Annotated in this window: 13 protein-coding genes; 5 read left to right on the forward strand and 8 right to left on the reverse strand. The window is 41.8% G+C overall.

Annotation, left to right across the window (positions count from 1 at the left end):
* Positions 1–60: 60 nt before the first annotated feature.
* From lpdA to aceE, 3 genes are all read right to left on the reverse strand, one after another.
* Complete coding sequence (gene lpdA, locus BKK52_RS07120) at positions 61–1,485, reverse strand: dihydrolipoyl dehydrogenase (RefSeq protein ID WP_077421809.1); 1,425 nt, start codon at positions 1,483–1,485, stop codon at positions 61–63.
* Positions 1,486–1,579: 94 nt separating this feature from the next.
* Positions 1,580–3,475, reverse strand: a complete 1,896-nt coding sequence (gene aceF / locus BKK52_RS07125; protein WP_077478380.1) for a pyruvate dehydrogenase complex dihydrolipoyllysine-residue acetyltransferase — start codon at positions 3,473–3,475, stop codon at positions 1,580–1,582.
* A 62-nt stretch (positions 3,476–3,537) separates the two neighbouring features.
* A complete protein-coding gene (gene aceE, locus BKK52_RS07130; protein WP_077478381.1) occupies positions 3,538–6,195 on the reverse strand; it encodes a pyruvate dehydrogenase (acetyl-transferring), homodimeric type in 2,658 nt (885 codons plus the stop codon).
* A 307-nt stretch (positions 6,196–6,502) separates the two neighbouring features.
* Here aceE and mgsA point away from each other — a divergent pair, with 307 nt between their 5' ends.
* Positions 6,503–6,961, forward strand: coding sequence for a methylglyoxal synthase (gene mgsA / locus BKK52_RS07135; protein WP_077478383.1), 459 nt, complete (start codon positions 6,503–6,505; stop codon positions 6,959–6,961).
* Positions 6,962–7,125: 164 nt separating this feature from the next.
* Here mgsA and BKK52_RS07140 read toward each other — a convergent pair whose 3' ends face one another.
* A complete protein-coding gene (locus BKK52_RS07140) occupies positions 7,126–8,607 on the reverse strand; it encodes a YdgA family protein (protein ID WP_077478384.1) in 1,482 nt (493 codons plus the stop codon).
* A 343-nt stretch (positions 8,608–8,950) separates the two neighbouring features.
* On the opposite strand from BKK52_RS07140, the gene dnaK reads away from it, so the two are divergent.
* The 3 genes from dnaK to dnaJ all read left to right on the forward strand — a co-directional run bounded on the left by dnaK (position 8,951) and on the right by dnaJ (position 12,345).
* The gene (dnaK, locus tag BKK52_RS07145) at positions 8,951–10,846 is read left to right on the forward strand and encodes a molecular chaperone DnaK (RefSeq protein ID WP_077478386.1); all 1,896 of its coding nucleotides are present in this window, start codon (positions 8,951–8,953) and stop codon (positions 10,844–10,846) included.
* A gap of 67 nt (positions 10,847–10,913) precedes the next feature.
* Entirely contained in the window at positions 10,914–11,147 is a 234-nt protein-coding gene (locus tag BKK52_RS07150; protein WP_077478387.1) for a hypothetical protein, read from the forward strand.
* 52 nt (positions 11,148–11,199) lie between these two features.
* Positions 11,200–12,345 carry a molecular chaperone DnaJ gene (dnaJ, locus tag BKK52_RS07155; protein WP_077421803.1) on the forward strand — a complete coding sequence of 382 codons (1,146 nt, stop codon included), beginning with the start codon at positions 11,200–11,202 and terminating at the stop codon, positions 12,343–12,345.
* Positions 12,346–12,660: 315 nt separating this feature from the next.
* Here dnaJ and BKK52_RS07165 read toward each other — a convergent pair whose 3' ends face one another.
* The 4 genes from BKK52_RS07165 to fabB form a co-directional block, all read right to left on the reverse strand.
* Complete coding sequence (locus BKK52_RS07165; RefSeq protein WP_077474798.1) at positions 12,661–12,954, reverse strand: hypothetical protein; 294 nt, start codon at positions 12,952–12,954, stop codon at positions 12,661–12,663.
* Between the two features lie 12 nt (positions 12,955–12,966).
* Positions 12,967–13,728, reverse strand: coding sequence for an SMI1/KNR4 family protein (locus tag BKK52_RS07170; protein ID WP_077421381.1), 762 nt, complete (start codon positions 13,726–13,728; stop codon positions 12,967–12,969).
* A complete protein-coding gene (locus BKK52_RS07175; RefSeq protein ID WP_077478388.1) occupies positions 13,725–14,522 on the reverse strand; it encodes a hypothetical protein in 798 nt (265 codons plus the stop codon). Before BKK52_RS07175 ends, BKK52_RS07170 begins: the two co-directional genes overlap by 4 nt.
* A 62-nt stretch (positions 14,523–14,584) precedes the next feature.
* A complete protein-coding gene (gene fabB / locus BKK52_RS07180; protein ID WP_077421383.1) occupies positions 14,585–15,805 on the reverse strand; it encodes a beta-ketoacyl-ACP synthase I in 1,221 nt (406 codons plus the stop codon).
* A gap of 189 nt (positions 15,806–15,994) precedes the next feature.
* Here fabB and mnmC point away from each other — a divergent pair, with 189 nt between their 5' ends.
* Positions 15,995–18,004 carry a bifunctional tRNA (5-methylaminomethyl-2-thiouridine)(34)-methyltransferase MnmC2/FAD-dependent 5-carboxymethylaminomethyl-2-thiouridine(34) oxidoreductase MnmC1 gene (gene mnmC, locus BKK52_RS07185; protein ID WP_077474240.1) on the forward strand — a complete coding sequence of 670 codons (2,010 nt, stop codon included), beginning with the start codon at positions 15,995–15,997 and terminating at the stop codon, positions 18,002–18,004.
* The last annotated feature ends 334 nt before the right edge of the window (positions 18,005–18,338 follow it).

Raw genomic sequence — 18,338 nt, forward strand, 5'->3', positions numbered from 1 at the left:
TTGTGAAATATTTCACAAAAAGGCAATCGCTCAGGATTGCCTTTTTATCCTATGAAGGAATTATTTTTTCTTCGCTTTGGCATTTGGGAGATCGGTAACCGAGCCTTCAAATACCTCAGCGGCTAAACCAACGGACTCATGTAAAGTTGGGTGAGCGTGAATAGTTAAGGCAATATCTTCCGCATCACAACCCATTTCAATGGCTAACCCAATTTCACCGAGCAATTCACCCCCGTTGGCACCCACAATCGCACCACCTAATAGACGATGTGTCTCTTTGTCAAAGATAAGTTTTGTCATCCCTTCTGAACATTCAGAAGCAATGGCACGACCAGAGGCAGCCCATGGGAACTTCGCCACTTCATAATTTAAGCCTTCTTGTTTACATTCTTTTTCCGTTTTCCCTACCCACGCCACTTCAGGTTCGGTATAGGCAATGGATGGGATCACTTTTGGATCAAAATAATGTTTTTGTCCTGCAATCACTTCTGCTGCGATATGACCTTCGTGAACACCTTTATGAGCAAGCATCGGCTGACCGACAATATCCCCAATAGCAAAGATATGCGGTACATTGGTACGCATTTGTTTATCCACGTGAATAAATCCACGGTCATCCACTTCAACGCCTGCTTTACCCGCATCAATCAATTTACCATTCGGCACACGACCAATAGCGACTAATACGGCATCATAACGTTTCGTGTCGTTGCAGGCCTTTCCTTCCATTGAAACATAGATACCGTCATCTTTTGCTTCAACCGCAGTTACCTTGGTTTCGAGCATAAGCTTGAATTTTTTCTCGATTTGTTTGGTGTAGATCGCCACTACGTCTTTATCCGCAGCCGGAATCACTTGGTCGAACATTTCCACCACTTCAATCTCAGAACCCAGTGCGTGATAAACCGTTCCCATTTCTAAACCGATAATGCCACCACCCATGATGAGTAATTTTTTTGGTACTTCTTTTAATTTAAGGGCATCCGTTGAATTCCAAATACGTGGATCTTCGTGTGGAATGAAAGGTAATTCAATTGGGCGGGAACCGGCTGCGATAATGGCATTGTCGAATTTAATGGTGGTTGGGTTACCATCACGATCACGTGCCACAAGCGTGTTCGGATCGGTAAATGTCGCTAAGCCTTCAACCACAGTGACTTTACGCTGTTTTGCCATCCCCGCAAGACCGCCCGTTAATTTAGCCACCACCGCATCTTTACCGGCACGAACTTGGTCTAAATCAATTTTAGGTTCACTAAAATAAACCCCATTTTTTTCTGCGTGCTTTGCTTCTTCAATCACTTTCGCCACGTGTAATAAGGCTTTTGAAGGAATACAACCTACGTTTAAACAGACACCGCCAAGCGTAGAATAACGTTCAACAAGCACAGTTTCTAAGCCAAGATCCGCACAGCGAAATGCTGCGGAGTAACCTGCCGGACCGGCACCAAGTACAACCACTTGGGTTTTAATTTCTTTACTCATTTTTACCTCGTAAAAACGTTGAAATTATTGACCGCTCTTTTGAGCAATCAGGAACATTTAAAAAACGCCCCTCAAACTCGAGAGGCGTGATTGATTACATAATCAAGCGGCGTAAATCCGCTAATACAGAGCCAATGTAGCTAATGAAACGGGCACCATCAGCACCATCGATCACACGGTGGTCGAAAGATAATGACATTGGAAGAATTAAGCGAGGGGCAAATTCTTTGCCATTCCATACCGGTTCCATAGAGGATTTAGACACCCCTAAAATTGCCACTTCCGGTGCATTGACGATTGGTGCAAAATGCGTGGTTCCGATACCACCAAGGCTTGAAATAGTGAAACAGCCCCCTTGCATATCCGATGCAGAAAGTTTACCTTCACGGGCTTTTTTCGAGACTTCCATTAACTCACGAGAAAGTTCGATAATGCCTTTTTTGTTCACATTTTTAAACACCGGTACCACTAAGCCATTTGGTGTATCCACTGCGACGCCGATATTGATGTATTTTTTCAAGATCAGGCGTTGTGCATCTTCTGTAATTGAGCTGTTGAAACGAGGATAGGCTTCCAAGGCTTTCGCCACGGCTTTCATAATAAAGACAACAGGGGTAATTTTCACGCCCAATTTTTGTTTTTCCGCCAACACATTTTGTTCTTTACGGAAGGCTTCTAAATCGGTGATATCCGCTTTATCAAAGTGAGTAACATGTGGGATCATCACCCAGTTTCGGTGTAAATTTGCGCCTGAAATCTTATTGATACGGCTTAATTCCACTTCCTCAATTTCACCAAATTTACTGAAATCCACTTTCGGCCATGGTAATAAGCCCAAGCCTGCACCATTTGCCACGCCATTACCTGCCGCTGCTGAGGTTGCTCCACTTTCATAGGCTTTCACTGCGGTTTTCACATAGGCTTCAATATCTTCTTTAACAATACGGCCTTTACGCCCTGTTCCTTTGACCTTATCTAAATTAATGCCAAACTCACGGGCTAAACGGCGAATTACTGGTGTTGCATGAGCATAACCGGCGCTAGCGACGACTTGCTCTTGGCTTAAACCGGATACATTACCACTTTGTGTTGCTGCAGCAGTTTGTGTTGCTGTTGGCGCTACAGGTGGTTGTGAAGGCGCTGCTTGAGCAGCCGGTGCGGCAACAGGTGCTGCACCTGCCACTTCAAAACGCATAATTAATGAACCGGTTGAAATTTTATCGCCTGATTTCACTAAAATTTCTTTGACAGTACCTGCAAATGGTGCCGGTACTTCCATTGAAGCTTTATCCCCTTCAACAGTAATCAGAGATTGCTCTTCAGAAACGCTATCCCCAACCGCAACCATAATTTCGGTGACATTGACTTCATCGCCACCGATATCCGGTACATTCACCTCTTTAATCGCAGATGCGCTTGCCACTGGAGCAGTCGCTTCTTGAACTGGTGCTGAAGCTGCCGGCGCACTGCCTGCCACTTCAAATTTCATAATCAATTTACCGGTAGAGACCTTATCGCCAACATTGATTAAAATTTCTTTTACCACACCGGCAATTGGCGCCGGCACTTCCATGGAAGCTTTATCGCCCTCTACGTTGATGATGGATTGATCCACTTCAACAGCATCACCCACTTTCACCATAATTTCGGTAACGTTCACTTCATCAGAGCCAATATCCGGTACATTTACCTCTACAAGACTTGCTGCTGTAGGAGTTTCCTCTGTTTGAGCCGCTTCTTGTGCCGGCGCTGTGGTTGCGTTGGAATCCAATACAAGCATTGGTGTGCCTGTTGTGACTTTATCGCCTACTTTCACCAACACTTCTTTGACAACACCCGCTTCCGGAGCAGGCACTTCCATTGATGCTTTATCACCTTCAACATTAATAATGCTTTGATCCACTTCAATGGTATCGCCCACTTTTACCATGACTTCCGTTACCGTCACTTCATCGCTACCAATATCAGGAATTTGAATTTGTTTTGACATATTTTTTTCCTTTATAAAGTGCGGTCAAATTTGTGAAAATTTTTGACCGCAGTTTTCATCAATTACGCATAAAGCGGGTTGATACGATCAATATCTAAACCGAATTTCGCAATAGCATCTGCAACAACTTGGTTGGTTACCGTTCCTTCTTTCGCCAATTGAGAAAGTGCAGCAACCACGATATAACGTTCATCAACTTCAAAATGTTCGCGTAAATTTGCACGGCTGTCTGAGCGACCAAAACCATCTGTACCCAATACATGGTAATGTTGGGTTGGAACAAATGCACGGATTTGATCTGCATAGGCTTTAATATAATCCGTTGACGCAACCGTTGGTAAATCCGCAAGCACTTGTGCCACATAAGGTACACGTTGTGTTTCTGTTGGGTGGAATAAGTTCCAACGTGCTACATCGTGCCCATCACGCGCTAACTCGTTAAATGATGGTGCAGAGAAAACATCTGAAGTCACTCCATAGTCGTTAGCAAGAATTTGTGCAGCTTCACGAACGTGGCGCATAATTGCCCCTGAACCTAATAGCTGAACATGGCCTTTGCCTTTGCCTTCTACTGTCTCAAATTTATATAACCCTTTACGGATCCCCTCTTCTGCGCCTGCCGGCATTGCAGGTTGTTCTGTCACTTCATTTAATGTGGTGATGTAATAGAACACATCTTCTTGTTTTTCACCATACATACGACGAATACCGTCTTGAACGATAACTGCCACTTCAAAGGCAAAAGACGGATCGTAAGTGATACAGTTAGGGATAACTCCTGCTTGAATATGGCTATGGCCATCTTCATGTTGTAACCCTTCACCGTTTAAAGTGGTTCGACCGGATGTACCGCCTATCATAAAACCACGAGCCAATTGGTCACCGGCTAACCACATCATATCGCCCACACGTTGGAAACCAAACATGGAGTAATAAATGAAAAATGGAATCATTGGACGGTTGCTCACAGAATATGAGGTTGCAGCCGCCACCCAAGAAGCCGTTGCCCCCAATTCGTTGATCCCTTCTTGTAATACTTGACCATCTTTCGCTTCACGGTAGTATGCCACTAAGTCACGGTCTGAAGGCACATAGTTTTGACCGTGCGGATTGTAAATACCGATTTGACGGAATAAGCCTTCCATACCAAAAGTACGGGCTTCATCAGCGATAATTGGCACAATGGTTTTACCGATATTTTTATCTTTTAATAAGGTATTTAATACACGGGAAAATGCCATTGTCGTTGAAATACCACGAGGCTGGGCATCTAATAATGCTTTAAATTCATCTAATGCCGGAACCGGATATTCCACATCAAATTTCGGTTTGCGTGCCGGCACATAACCGTCTAACGCTTTACGCTGACCGTGTAAATAGTTGTACTCTTCTGAACCTTCCGGGAATTTAATGTATTCCAATTTTTCAACTTGTTCGTCTGTGAGGGGTAAATGGAAGTAATCACGGAAACCTTTAAGGCTCTCATAAGACATTTTTTTAGATTGGTGAGCGGTATTTTTACTTTCCGCTTCAGGAATTTTATAGCCTTTTACTTGTTGCGCTAAAATCACAACCGGTTTTGTCGCATTTTGTGCTTTTGCATAAGCGGCATAGAGTTTTTCGGCATCATGGGCACCACGACGTAACGCCCAAATTTCATCATCGGTCATATCCGCAACTAATGCGGCAGTTTCCGGATAACGCCCGAAGAAATGTTCACGAACATAGGCACCATCTTTGGATTTGAAGGTTAAATAATCACCATCAACCACTTCCATCATTAATTGAGTTAACTTACCTGACGTGTCTTTCTCAAAGAGTTTATCCCAGTTACCTGCCCATAACACTTTGATGACTTCCCAACCCGCACCGGTGAACAAACCTTCTAACTCTTGAACGATTTTACCATTACCGTTTACCGGACCGTCTAAGCGTTGTAAATTACAGCTTACAGTGAAAATTAAGTTATCCAATCCTTCACGGGCGGCAAAAGTTAATGCGCCTTTAGACTCAATTTCATCCATTTCACCATCACCTAAGAAGGCATAGACTTTCTGACTTTTCGTATCTTTTAAACCACGATTATCTAAGTATTTTAAGAAACGGGCTTGATAAATCGCATTAACCGGACCTAACCCCATAGAAACTGTTGAGAACTGCCAGAATTCAGGCATTAATTTTGGATGAGGGTATGAAGATAATCCATCGACAAAGGCTTCTTGGCGGAAATTATCCATTTGTTCTTCCGTAATACGACCTTCTAAGAAAGCACGGGCGTACATTCCCGGTGCAGCATGACCTTGGAAGAAAATTAAATCACCACCATTTTTCTCGGTTGCGGCTCTAAAGAAGTGGTTGTAGCACACTTCATACATGGTGGCAGCAGATTGGAAAGTCGAAATATGACCACCTAAGTCGAGATCTTTTTTCTGACTACGCAAAACCATTGCAATGGCATTCCAACGTACCGCAGAACGAATACGACGCTCGATCTCACGGTTACCCGGATAAACAGGCTGCTCTGAAACAGGAATCGTATTGACATAATCAGTGGTTACGCCTGTCGGCAATGAAACTCCATTAATACGCGCTTGACCGATCACTTGCTCAATAATGTATTGCGCACGCTCAACACCTTCTTCACGAATCAAAGAATCTAATGATTGTAACCAATCTTGGGTTTCGATTGGATCAATGTCATTTTTTAAAATCTCAGACATAGGTTTTCCTTATCTGTTAATCAAGTGAAAATTAGTTCGGTTTAAAACCAAACACGAATATCAAAATGCCTGTTTCAATTTACAAACATTTAACAAATCTTATAAATTTTAGAAGATTTTTTTAAATAAAGATAGTAAATTTTCACCAAAGTGAGGCTTTTCTCCGCAAAATATTTAAGCCAATTGAAGAAAGTGCGGTTCTTTTCTGAAAAGTTTTAACAAAGTAATTAAAGCGATAATCAAAACCTTGCATCACTCTTCTCTTTAATTTAAAGTTTTCTCATCTTTCAAAATCAAGGAAATCACGATGAAATCAACAACCCGCACACTCTCTCAATATAAGCGCATTGCTCTGGTGGCACATGACAGCTGTAAGCAAAGCCTCATTCAATGGGCAAAAAAACATCAATCCGCCCTTAACCCGCACCAACTTTACGCAACGGGAACAACAGGGCATTTACTGGCTCGGGAAACCGGTCTCAATATTCAACCGCTATTGAGCGGCCCAATGGGCGGCGATCAGCAACTCGGCGGGCTGATTGCTGAAAAGAAAATTGATATGCTGATTTTCTTTTGGGATCCAATGAATGCCGCCCCACACGATCCCGATGTGAAAGCCCTAATGCGTATTGCTACCGTGTGGAATATCCCGGTCGCCATCAACCAAGCTTCGGCGGATTTTTTGCTCACCTCGCCGCTTTTTGCACAAAATATTGATATTGAAATTCCCGATTACGAGGGTTATTTAAAAGAGCGTTTGGGTTAAAACGCCGTAAAAATTTTTCACAAACCCGGGCATTCGTTTGTTCACCTCTCACGAAACCATTGGCAGAGCCAACGTTTAAAGAACGTTGTTTTTTACAACCGCTCTTTAAAAAACAAAAAGGAGATAAATTGCTTTATCTCCTTTATTTTATCAAAGCATTATCTTTAATGCGCCATTGCGGCACTCATTAATAACATAAAGATCACGCCTTGTGCTTGTTCTTCTGGCACAACTTGACCGTTTAATTTCAATTCGCCGTTTTTAAGCACCAGTTTCATCGTCACGGATTTCTCATTATTGACGGCAATGCCTTTGCCTGCTGCTTCTTCTGCCATTTCCTCAATTTTCGCCTTAATATTGGCTTTATCTTCTTCTGGGGCAAATTTAGTGAGAATGTTCTCAGCCGTTGCTTTATCCACCTGAATATCCACGGAAAAATCCGTAAATTGTTTATACAAACTGCCACGCATTAGATCAAATTTCGGATCTTTGGCTAAAGCGATATTCATATCAAAGGATACTTTGCCTTGATTATCGGAAATTGAGATAGGGTTAAATTTAAATTGTGGCTGATTATTAAAAATTGTCATGCCATGTTGTTTCGCCCAGACATCAATAATTTGATTTATTGCCATAAAATCGCCCGATTTTTTTTCTTTGAACACTGTAACAATAGACTCAAACAGCGCATTAACCGCATTGGCTTCAAGATGGTTAAACTCTAAGTTGTAGCTAAATTTTCCCAAATCTTTATCATCAACTAGGAGCGACTCCATATTATTTGTGCTTTTAACACTGATAAAGTCCCCGTCCAAGGTCACTTCAGATGTACCTTTTATACCTTTTTCCACAACAGATGAGACAGTTCCGTCTTTATGCAGCGTGGTCATTGCCATACTTTCAATGGAGGCGTTTCCCTTTCCGGTGTAGAGATATGCCCATTTCGTTGGCGCAATGTTCGAACTGGATTTCATACCTTTCAACTCAATTTTTCCTGATTCAAAAATATTTGAATCATCAAAATTTCCCGTATCAGCACCAATGGCATAATCAGAAATCAGCTTATCTGCCGAAAGACTATATGAACTGGAAAAGTCTTTATTCACCTCTAAATCCATCGTCACATCCGACCAAGCCATTTTATTTTTGCCGGATTGTACAAGCTCACCGCCTAGCACCTTTAATGTCCCGTATGTGGTTAACCCATAACCTGTTGTAGCTTGGTACTGAATCGGCTTATCTGATTTGATGACATCAAACAACGGCTGGGTAGTATCATTTTTACCCACAGCCCCTTCCAGTGCAAACATTGCCGGCATCAAATGAAATTTTGCCAGTTGATTGAGCGGCAAAGGACCGTGATAAAGTTTGCTTGAAAAAGGGATGATCCATTGTTTTTCTTCACCTGCGAAAGAAAGGATCAACTCATCCTCAATTTGCGAGCTAAAAAAGCCACGATCAAATTGCTTGTTTTTATACTCAACCTTGAAGGAATCCGACAAGCCTGCCCTTTGAAATTGTTGATTCGCCAGCTCAATTTGACGGTGATATTCCGTTTCCGCTTTTTGCGCGGTAAACCAAGTGCCGCCTAGCCAAGCCGCCCCTAACACCGCAATAACACCCATAGCAATTTTTGATTTTTTCATAATTTATCCTTTTGATAATAAGACATAAAACTGCGGTCACAAAAACAACGTTTTTTGAACGTTGGCTTGACCAACAGCCCCGAAGGGATGAATAAATCACTCCAGTGATTTATGAATAATTCTACCGTAGTTTTGAATTTTTGCCACCCGATAATGAAAAAATTCAACACTCCCCTTGAAGTTTGCCAATTTGCTCTTATTTTGCCAAACAAGAACGGAAACGACCGCACTTTTAATGGGAAATAAAAATTTTTTCATTCTCTCTTGAAATGCGAAGAAGTATCCACATCTTACAATTCGTAATGAATTACACTTAATTTAAAAATTTAATTAGGAGAAAAAAATGGGAAAAATTATTGGTATTGATTTAGGTACGACTAACTCTTGTGTCGCAGTAATGGATGGTGATAAACCACGCGTTATTGAAAATGCAGAAGGTGATCGCACCACCCCGTCAATCATTGCTTATACCAATGACAATGAAACCTTAGTCGGCCAACCGGCAAAACGCCAAGCGGTCACAAACCCGAAAAATACATTATTTGCGATCAAACGTTTAATCGGTCGCCGTTTTGAAGATGAAGAAGTGAAACGTGATATCGACATTATGCCGTTTGAAATTGCCCGTGCGGATAACGGCGATGCGTGGGTTAATGTGAAAGGCGACAAACTTGCCCCACCGCAAATCTCTGCCGAAGTATTGAAAAAAATGAAGAAAACTGCCGAAGATTTCTTAGGCGAACCGGTAACCGAAGCGGTTATTACTGTGCCGGCATACTTTAACGATGCACAGCGTCAAGCTACCAAAGATGCAGGCCGTATCGCAGGTTTAGAAGTGAAACGTATCATTAACGAACCAACGGCTGCAGCATTAGCTTATGGTTTAGATAAAGGTCAAGGCAACAAAACCATCGCAGTCTATGACTTAGGGGGCGGTACTTTCGACTTATCCATCATCGAAATTGATGAAGTGGGGGGGGAAAAAACCTTTGAAGTATTGGCAACCAACGGGGATACCCACTTAGGGGGTGAAGATTTTGATACCCGTGTCATCAACTATTTAGTGGATGAGTTCAAAAAAGAGCAAGGTATTGATTTACGCAACGACCCACTTGCAATGCAACGTTTAAAAGAAGCGGCAGAAAAAGCGAAAATCGAGCTTTCGTCTGCACAACAAACCGATGTTAATCTTCCTTACATCACCGCAGATGCAACTGGGCCAAAACACTTAAACATTAAATTAACCCGTGCGAAATTAGAATCGCTTGTTGAAGATTTAGTGGCGAAATCCCTTGAGCCGATTCGCATTGCGTTAAAAGATGCCGGTCTCAGTGCTTCTGAAATTGACGATGTGATTTTAGTGGGTGGTCAAACCCGTATGCCGCTTGTTCAACAAGAAGTGGAAAAATTCTTTGGCAAAGCACCGCGTAAAGATGTTAACCCGGATGAAGCAGTGGCTATCGGTGCGGCAGTACAAGGCGGTGTATTAGCCGGTGATGTGAAAGATGTCTTATTGTTAGACGTGACCCCGTTATCATTGGGTATCGAAACCATGGGCGGTGTGATGACCTCCTTAATTGAGAAAAACACGACAATTCCAACGAAGAAATCACAGGTGTTCTCAACGGCAGAAGATAACCAAAGTGCGGTAACCATTCATGTGTTACAAGGTGAACGTAAACAAGCGTCAGCCAATAAATCCTTAGGTCAATTTAACCTTGAAGGCATCAACCCTGCACCACGCGGTATGCCACAAATTGAAGTGACTTTCGATATTGACGCAGACGGTATCATTCACGTTTCAGCGAAAGATAAAGGCACGGGCAAAGAACAACAAATTACTATCAAAGCCTCTTCCGGTTTAAGTGATGAAGAAATTCAACAAATGGTGCGTGATGCAGAAGCCAATGCAGAAGCAGACCGTAAATTTGAAGAATTAGTGCAAGCCCGCAACCAAGCGGATCACTTAGTTCACAGCACGCGCAAACAGTTGGAAGAAGCGGGTGAGAACGTACCGGCGGTAGATCGTGCAACGATTGAAAGTGCGTTAAGTGATTTAGAAAGCGCAGCGAAAGGTGAAGACAAAGCAGCAATTGAAGCGAAAATCCAAGCCCTTGCCGAAGCGGCACAAAAACTCGCACAAACCGCCCAACCACAAGGCGAACAAGCTCAAAGCAACAGTAAACCAAACGATGACGTTGTTGATGCTGAGTTTGAAGAAGTGAAAGATAACAAATAATCCATTTGTTAATACTAACAAGGGCGTTATAAAACGCCCTTTTCGTGTAAATTTAAAGAGAATAAGTATGAGAGAAGCACTCCCTCTTATAGTCTTTGTAGCAACACTTTTTTTTACAAATTACATTAAAGATGAACAAATTGACAAAATTCGTCGTGAATATGTAGACCTATTTAATTCAGTTGAGTATTGCTTAGAGAATATAAACACCCCCATTCGTCATCCTGTTACACATTATAGAGAATGTCTAAAAGACGCTAATGATTATTATAGAGCTGAAAAATATTTATATGACCAGTAAATGACATACTGTAAACAATCTATTTTTCGCATTATTTTACAAATAAAACATTATGGCAAAACAAGACTACTACGAACTTCTCGGCATCTCAAAAGGTGCAGACGAAAAAGAAATTAAACGGGCTTATAAAAAGCTTGCAATGAAATATCACCCTGATCGTACTCAAGGCGATAAGGAAAAAGAAGAAAAATTCAAAACCATTCAAGAAGCCTACGAAATCCTCAGCGATAAAGAAAAACGTGCAGCCTACGATCAATACGGCCATGCAGCCTTTGAGCAAGGTGGTTTCGGCGGTGGCGGATTTGGCGGCGGTTTCGGTGGTGCGGATTTTGGCGATATTTTTGGCGATATGTTTGGTGATATTTTTGGTGGTGGCAGCCGCAGTCGCCAGCGTGTCGTACGGGGTGAAGATTTACGTTATGATCTCGAAATCAACTTAGAAGAAGCGGTAAAAGGCACCACCAAAGATATTCAAATCAATACCCTTGCCCATTGTGATAGTTGTGAAGGCACGGGTGCGGAAAAAGGCTCGAAAGTGGAAACCTGTCCAACCTGCCATGGTTCGGGGCGTGTTCGCCGTCAACAAGGCTTCTTTGTTTCTGAAAGTATTTGTCCAACCTGTCATGGTTCGGGTAAGAAAATTGAAAAACCTTGCCATGTTTGCCATGGCGAAGGTCGTGTTCATAAAAAAGAAAGTCTTTCAGTGAAAATCCCTGCAGGTGTGGATACGGGCAATCAACTTCGCCTATCAGGGAAAGGGGCTGCCGGTGAAAATGGGGCGCCGGCAGGGGATCTTTATGTGGTGATTCATGTGAAAGCACACCATATTTTTGAGCGTGATGGCAATAATCTTTATTGTGAAGTGCCGATTAGCTTTGCCACTGCGGCACTCGGTGGTGAAATTGAAGTACCGACTTTAGACGGTCGGGTAAAACTTAAAATTCCTGCTGAAACCCAAACCGGAAAACTTTTCCGAATGCGTGGCAAAGGCGTAAACGCCCGTGGCTATGCCGGCGATTTAATCTGCCGTATCGTGGTGGAAACTCCAGTGAATTTAAATAGTAAACAAAAAGAATTACTGAAAGAACTGGAAGAAAGCCTGCAAGGTAAAGGGTTAAGTAAACACAGCCCGAAATCCTCCGGCTTTTTAGATGGAGTGAAGAAATTCTTTGATAATTTGGGTAAATCTGACAAATAACTGCCTTCTCCTCCTTAGATGAAAGCCCTGAACATTCAGGGCTTTTTTTATGAGAGAAGTGCGGTCGATTTTTAAAGAGATTTCTTTATTATTCATTAATTTCAACGAATTTCTCGCTCCAAACACAAATTATTCCATTGATAAAGAAGATTCGTTGTTTCCATAATCTTAATAAACAGAGAGAAATGCTTTCTTGTTTTTTTCTTGACCAATACAGCCTCTAAAAAATATTTCTCTTGGTTTATTGTTTTATCAAGAGAAAGAAATATCAACTCATATTCTTTAGAATTGATCATTTTGCATAACTGAGTAAAATCAATAAATTTCCTCGTGGTAAAAAAGATATTTATTAAGAAAATAAATCTTATGAAACATTTCTATTTCATAATGATATTCCACATCAGAATTACGATGGCTAAAAACAATACAAGATTTATCGCTTTTCAAATGTTTTCCCGATTGATTTTCCAAATGGGTATTAAACACCACAAATCCATCGTCAAATTCAAAGTAAACTTTATTATCAACCGCCTGACTATTCGTACACTCGCAATCATGTAACCAAAGAGTATTTGGCACGGTTTCCTGTTCAAAATGTATAAAATTCATTTTTATTATCCGCTAATATAATTGTTCTAATAATGCGGTAAAACTTTCTGTAACCCATTCCGGTTCATATTCTATTTCTGAAATAAACGCCCCATCGTCGTCAGTCATTATTTCAATATCAAAAAAGAGAATTTCCCCTTCCGCAGAGAGAATCAATATATCCCCGGCGAGTGTCGTCGCAATGGGCAAGCCATAACCATAATTTGGTACTTTCTTAAAAACGTCACTTAATCGAACTTCCCGATTATCTGTAACTAAATAATAAAAATAGTCAATGATAATATTATCATTCAGTACACAGGCTGTCGGAAAACCGCCGTTATACCGTAATAAAAATGCCCGATAATCTTGTGGTAATAAAAACCCTATTTGTTTTTCTAAATCCCTTATATCCTGCTCTGTTGCCTTATAAAACCGTTTATCTTGTGGCTCAAATATCTCATCATTGGCAGATTTATCACGCCTTAAAGGGCTATTTTTAATTTTATAATTGCGCCAACCGAAATAGAGTGCACCGACACCCAATAAGAGGGAAATCAGCAAAACCGCATCGGCGCCCGCCAGTTCATAAATTCTGGCGAGCGGTCGCCATAATCTGATTTCTTTTTGCTCTGCCTCAGCCTGAAGAATTTGATAATAGCTCATGCTACCCACTCCCCAACACAAGGCCGCCCAGAAAAATCCAAAGAACAAAGGGAATATTTTTGACTTGGATAATTTGTCGATATACATATAGCGTTGGATAAATTGCGGATTGTCAACAGGGTGTTTCATCGGTAAGCCTCCTGCGCAGAAAGCGGTAGTTTCACTTGGTCGAGGGATAATTTTTTGCTCGGTTTTTGTAAGAAAAAAACGCGATGATTTTGTTCATCCACAAAGGCGGCTTGCGTTTCGCTGTTGTTGGAGGAAAAGTGCGGTTGAAATTCAACAAGGATTTTGCCTTCAAAATCTTTATCCTGCAAAAAAGTTTGAATATCAAATTTCTTGCTGGAATTGCTTATCGGATTGTGATGGGTATTAACGCTAACGGCATAGCGATTATCCCCCAACACTTCCTCAATTTTTACCCAAAACCTCTTCCACACAATGCCATCATTTTTGGTTATAACAAAATATTTTGTGCCAAGCTGCGGTGTGGCATCATAGCTATCCCATAAGCCGGTAAAAATATACCAATTGATTTTTTCGCCTTTTTGAACTTTGTGATAGGTTGCGTAGCCCATTCCCCCCATAAGCAAAATTACCATCGCAAACCAAATTTTAGCGCCCATCGTAAAACGCCAAGTGCGGTCAAATTTATCGGTGTTTTGACGTTCCCGTTTAAAAAAACCTTCCATTTCCGGTGTCCAATCTACCGTGGCAATGGGTTTGTTATCCTTTTCACGGGCAAATACGCCGGCAAGTTCTGGCGAAGTGCGGTCAATAAAACCACGATTTTCCTCATAAGAATAAAGACTCAGTACCATGGTTTCACATTGATTTGATAAAGGGCAACACAAGTGATTGACGCGAATTTCACGCACCAATTTAAAATTTTCAAAATGGGATTCGTGGGCTGAAAATATCATATTGATGTCCGTAAAAAAAATCGCACGATATTTCTACCGTGCGATTTCTATCATTTTACAAATTAACCATTATAACGTTTGAAAATTAAGGTCGCATTCGTTCCACCAAAACCGAAACTGTTTGACATCACCGTTTGCAAACCGGCATTTTCTTTGGTTTCTGTCACAATGTTGCAACCTTCTGCTGCTTCATCTAAGGTTTCGATATTAATGCTTGGTGCGATGAAATCGTTATCCAACATTAATAGGGTATAAATGGCTTCGTGCGCCCCTGCCGCCCCTAAAGAGTGACCTGTCATAGATTTTGTGGAGGAGATGGCCGGTACATTGGCCCCAAACACATTTTTAATCGCCCCCAGTTCTTTCACATCCCCCACCGGCGTTGAGGTGCCGTGAACATTAATATAATCAATCGGGCTATCCACCGTTGCCATAGCTTGTTTCATACAACGCTCTGCCCCTTCACCACTTGGTGCAACCATATCGTAGCCGTCAGAGGTTGCACCATAGCCCACGATTTCTGCATAAATTTTTGCACCACGGGCAAGAGCGTGTTCTAATTCTTCAACCACGACAACCGCACCACCGCCTGCAATCACGAAACCATCACGGTTTGCATCATAAGCTCGGGAAGCTTTTTCCGGTGTATCGTTATATTTTGTGGACACCGCCCCCATTGCATCAAACTCGGTGGCACATTCCCAAGATAATTCTTCTGCTCCACCGGCAAACACGATATCTTGTTTGCCTAATTGGATTAATTCTAACGCGTGACCAATACAATGGGCTGAAGTGGCACAAGCAGAACTGATGGAATAGTTTACCCCACGAATTTTATAAGGGGTGGCAAGACAGGCTGAAACACTGGATGCCATGGTTTTCGTCACCGCATAAGGGCCGATAGCTTTTACCCCACGAGGCCCACGCACTGCATCACAAGCCACCAACTGGTTATGTGCAGAACCTGTGCCTGCACCGATAACCAAGCCCGTGCGATCATTGGAAACTTGCTCTTCGGTTAACCCTGCATCTTCAATAGCTTCACGCATAGAAAGGTAAGCATAAGCCGCCGCATCACCCATAAAACGATATACTTTACGATCAATATGCTCACTTGGATCCAATTTAATTGTTCCCGCAACGTGACTACGCATTTTCATTTCAACGAATTCAGGCACCACTTCAATACCCGATTTTCCTGCTTTTAACGATGCAAGCACTTCTTGTTTATTGTTACCAATACTGGAAATAATACCAAAGCCTGTAATGACAGCTCTTTTCATTGCTTCTTCCTTTTTGTTTCATATGTCAAAATAACGGCTCAAAACTACTACGAAATAAAAATATTTCAAGCAATAATTCATTTGTTCGACCAGTTAGAGGCTACCAAACCCTATACCGACAACAAATTTCAATAAGCCGGAAAATTCCGTTATTATAAGTCAATTCGATCATGCAAGAAAGGAATAAAAATGTTCAACGTTCAGTATGCCGACATTCATTTTAATGAAGAAAATACGCCTATTTCCAATAAATTTGACGATGTTTATTTCTCCAATCAGAATGGATTGGCTGAAACGGATTATGTGTTTTTACAAGGTAATCAATTATGGGAACGTTGGCTCACTTATGAAAATGCTCATTTTGTGATTGCGGAAACCGGCTTCGGCACAGGGTTAAACTTTTTTGCCGTCACCACATTATTCCGACAATTTCGTCGGCAATTTCAACATTCACCATTAAAGCGACTCTATTTTATTTCCTTTGAAAAATATCCGCTAAACCTCACCGCACTTCAGCAAGCGCATTCAGTCTATCCGCAATTTGCTGAACTCTGCGGACAGTTACAAGACTACTGGCAATCACCTATTAAAGGTTGCCAACGCATTCATTTTGATGAAACCACCCTTGATTTATGGTTTGGAGATGTGGCTGAAAATTTACCGCAACTTGGTGATTATATGAACGAACGTATTGATGCTTGGTTTTTAGATGGTTTCGCTCCCAGCAAAAATCCCGATATGTGGAACGAAAACTTATATCAGCAAATGTATCGTTTCACCAAACCAATGGGAACTTTCGCCACGTTTACCGCGGCAAGTGCGGTCAGAAAAGGGCTGGAATTCGTCGGGTTTGAGGTAACTAAACGTAAAGGATTTGGCAAAAAACGGGAATGCCTGAGCGGACAAAAAAACCAGCCAAAACCGACCGCACTTTCAGCCCCTTGGTATTTGCCTCAAACCGCGAAGATGAAAAAACAAGATATTGCGATTATTGGCGGAGGGATTGCCTCACTCTGCACTGCTATTTCATTACTTCAACGGGGTGCCAATATCACCCTTTATTGTGAGGATGAACAACCTGCACTCAATGCCTCCGGCAATAAACAAGGAGCGTTTTATCCTCAACTAAGCGATGATAATCCCCTCACTATCCATTTTTATCTTCACGCCTTTTCCTATGGCAAACAATTACTTGATTGGGCGATAAAACAAGGCATTGAATTTGAACACGAGTTTTGTGGTGTGGCGTTATGCGCCTATAACGAAAAAAGTGCGGTCAAATTGAAAAAAATTTCCCAATTAGGTTTACCGAATGAAATCTTTGAAATGCTGGATACTCAAGCGTTGAGTGAAAAAGTCGGCTTACCCCTTTCTTGTGGAGGGGGATTTATTTCCCAAGGTGCTTGGCTTGCCCCTCGCCAATTTGTGCAAAATACCTTTGCGTTACTTAAAAAATGTGGCGTGAAAATCAAAACTTCGCAAAAAATTACCGCACTTTCCCCTACCCAATTCGGTTGGCAGGTGCACCATTCCCAAAAGGATAGTACAGAACACGAGGTAGTGATTCTTGCCAATGGTTATAAAATCACAGAGTTTGTCCAAACGGAAAAATTGCCACTTTATCCGATTCGTGGGCAAGTCAGTCAAATCCCCACTTCTGAAAATTTATTAAAACTGAAATCCGTACTCTGCTACGATGGCTATCTCACGCCGGCAGACCAAACCAAAAGTAGCCACTGTATTGGTGCAAGCCATCTCCGTGATAATACGGATCGCACTTTTAGGGAACAAGAACAACGGGAAAACCAACAAAAACTCCAACAAAATCTTGCACAAAGTTGGACGCAAGAGGTGGATACCTCAGGCAATCTTGCCCGAATAGGTATCCGCTGTTCCGTACGTGATCTCGCCCCGATGGTGGGAAATGTACCAAACTTTGCCCAACAGATCGAAGATTACCATAATCTCTTTAACCTCCGTCGTCGCAAGCAACCGATCCCAAGTGCGGTCAATTTCCCCAATCTTTTCCTCTGTGCCGCATTGGGTTCTCGTGGGCTCACCTCTGCCCCTTTACTCGGCGAAGCCTTGGCATCATTAATTTATGGCGAACCTTTGCCTTTAGGGGAAAATATTCTACAAAACCTCTCCGCCAACCGTGCTTGGGTGAGAAAATGGTTGAAGGGAGCGGAAGTGAAATAGCATTTTTCTTCAAAGAAAAAACAATGTAGAGTAAATAGTTTATTATTTGTGCGTATATTAAATATTTCCGTGCGTAAAACTATTTTTATACAGGCTACTCTTGCTCAATAGCGATCATCAAACTGCAAGCCTTATTCAGCCGTTAACATAGCTGGGATATACCAAGGTGTAATACACTTTAGCGTAGATGTATCATAAAGGGCAAGGGGGTAGGCAAGACAGACAAAAAGCCAAATATTGGTATGAAGAAGCCTTTACGAAAAGCTGTGATCTCTATCAGAAATTACATCGGGAGGAATAATTTCCACTATATAATTAGGTACTTAAAGTAAGT

Origin of the sequence: Rodentibacter trehalosifermentans (genome assembly GCF_002000545.1) — a bacterium.
Classification (GTDB): Bacteria; Pseudomonadota; Gammaproteobacteria; order Enterobacterales; family Pasteurellaceae; genus Rodentibacter; species Rodentibacter trehalosifermentans.

Coding starts and splice junctions, on each gene's coding strand:
- lpdA (WP_077421809.1), bottom strand. CDS start 1,485: ATGAGTAAAGAAATTAAAACCCAAGTGGTTGTACTTGGTGCCGGTCCG.
- aceF (WP_077478380.1), bottom strand. CDS start 3,475: ATGTCAAAACAAATTCAAATTCCTGATATTGGTAGCGATGAAGTGACG.
- aceE (WP_077478381.1), bottom strand. CDS start 6,195: ATGTCTGAGATTTTAAAAAATGACATTGATCCAATCGAAACCCAAGAT.
- mgsA (WP_077478383.1), top strand. CDS start 6,503: ATGAAATCAACAACCCGCACACTCTCTCAATATAAGCGCATTGCTCTG.
- BKK52_RS07140 (WP_077478384.1), bottom strand. CDS start 8,607: ATGAAAAAATCAAAAATTGCTATGGGTGTTATTGCGGTGTTAGGGGCG.
- dnaK (WP_077478386.1), top strand. CDS start 8,951: ATGGGAAAAATTATTGGTATTGATTTAGGTACGACTAACTCTTGTGTC.
- BKK52_RS07150 (WP_077478387.1), top strand. CDS start 10,914: ATGAGAGAAGCACTCCCTCTTATAGTCTTTGTAGCAACACTTTTTTTT.
- dnaJ (WP_077421803.1), top strand. CDS start 11,200: ATGGCAAAACAAGACTACTACGAACTTCTCGGCATCTCAAAAGGTGCA.
- BKK52_RS07165 (WP_077474798.1), bottom strand. CDS start 12,954: ATGAATTTTATACATTTTGAACAGGAAACCGTGCCAAATACTCTTTGG.
- BKK52_RS07170 (WP_077421381.1), bottom strand. CDS start 13,728: ATGAAACACCCTGTTGACAATCCGCAATTTATCCAACGCTATATGTAT.
- BKK52_RS07175 (WP_077478388.1), bottom strand. CDS start 14,522: ATGATATTTTCAGCCCACGAATCCCATTTTGAAAATTTTAAATTGGTG.
- fabB (WP_077421383.1), bottom strand. CDS start 15,805: ATGAAAAGAGCTGTCATTACAGGCTTTGGTATTATTTCCAGTATTGGT.
- mnmC (WP_077474240.1), top strand. CDS start 15,995: ATGTTCAACGTTCAGTATGCCGACATTCATTTTAATGAAGAAAATACG.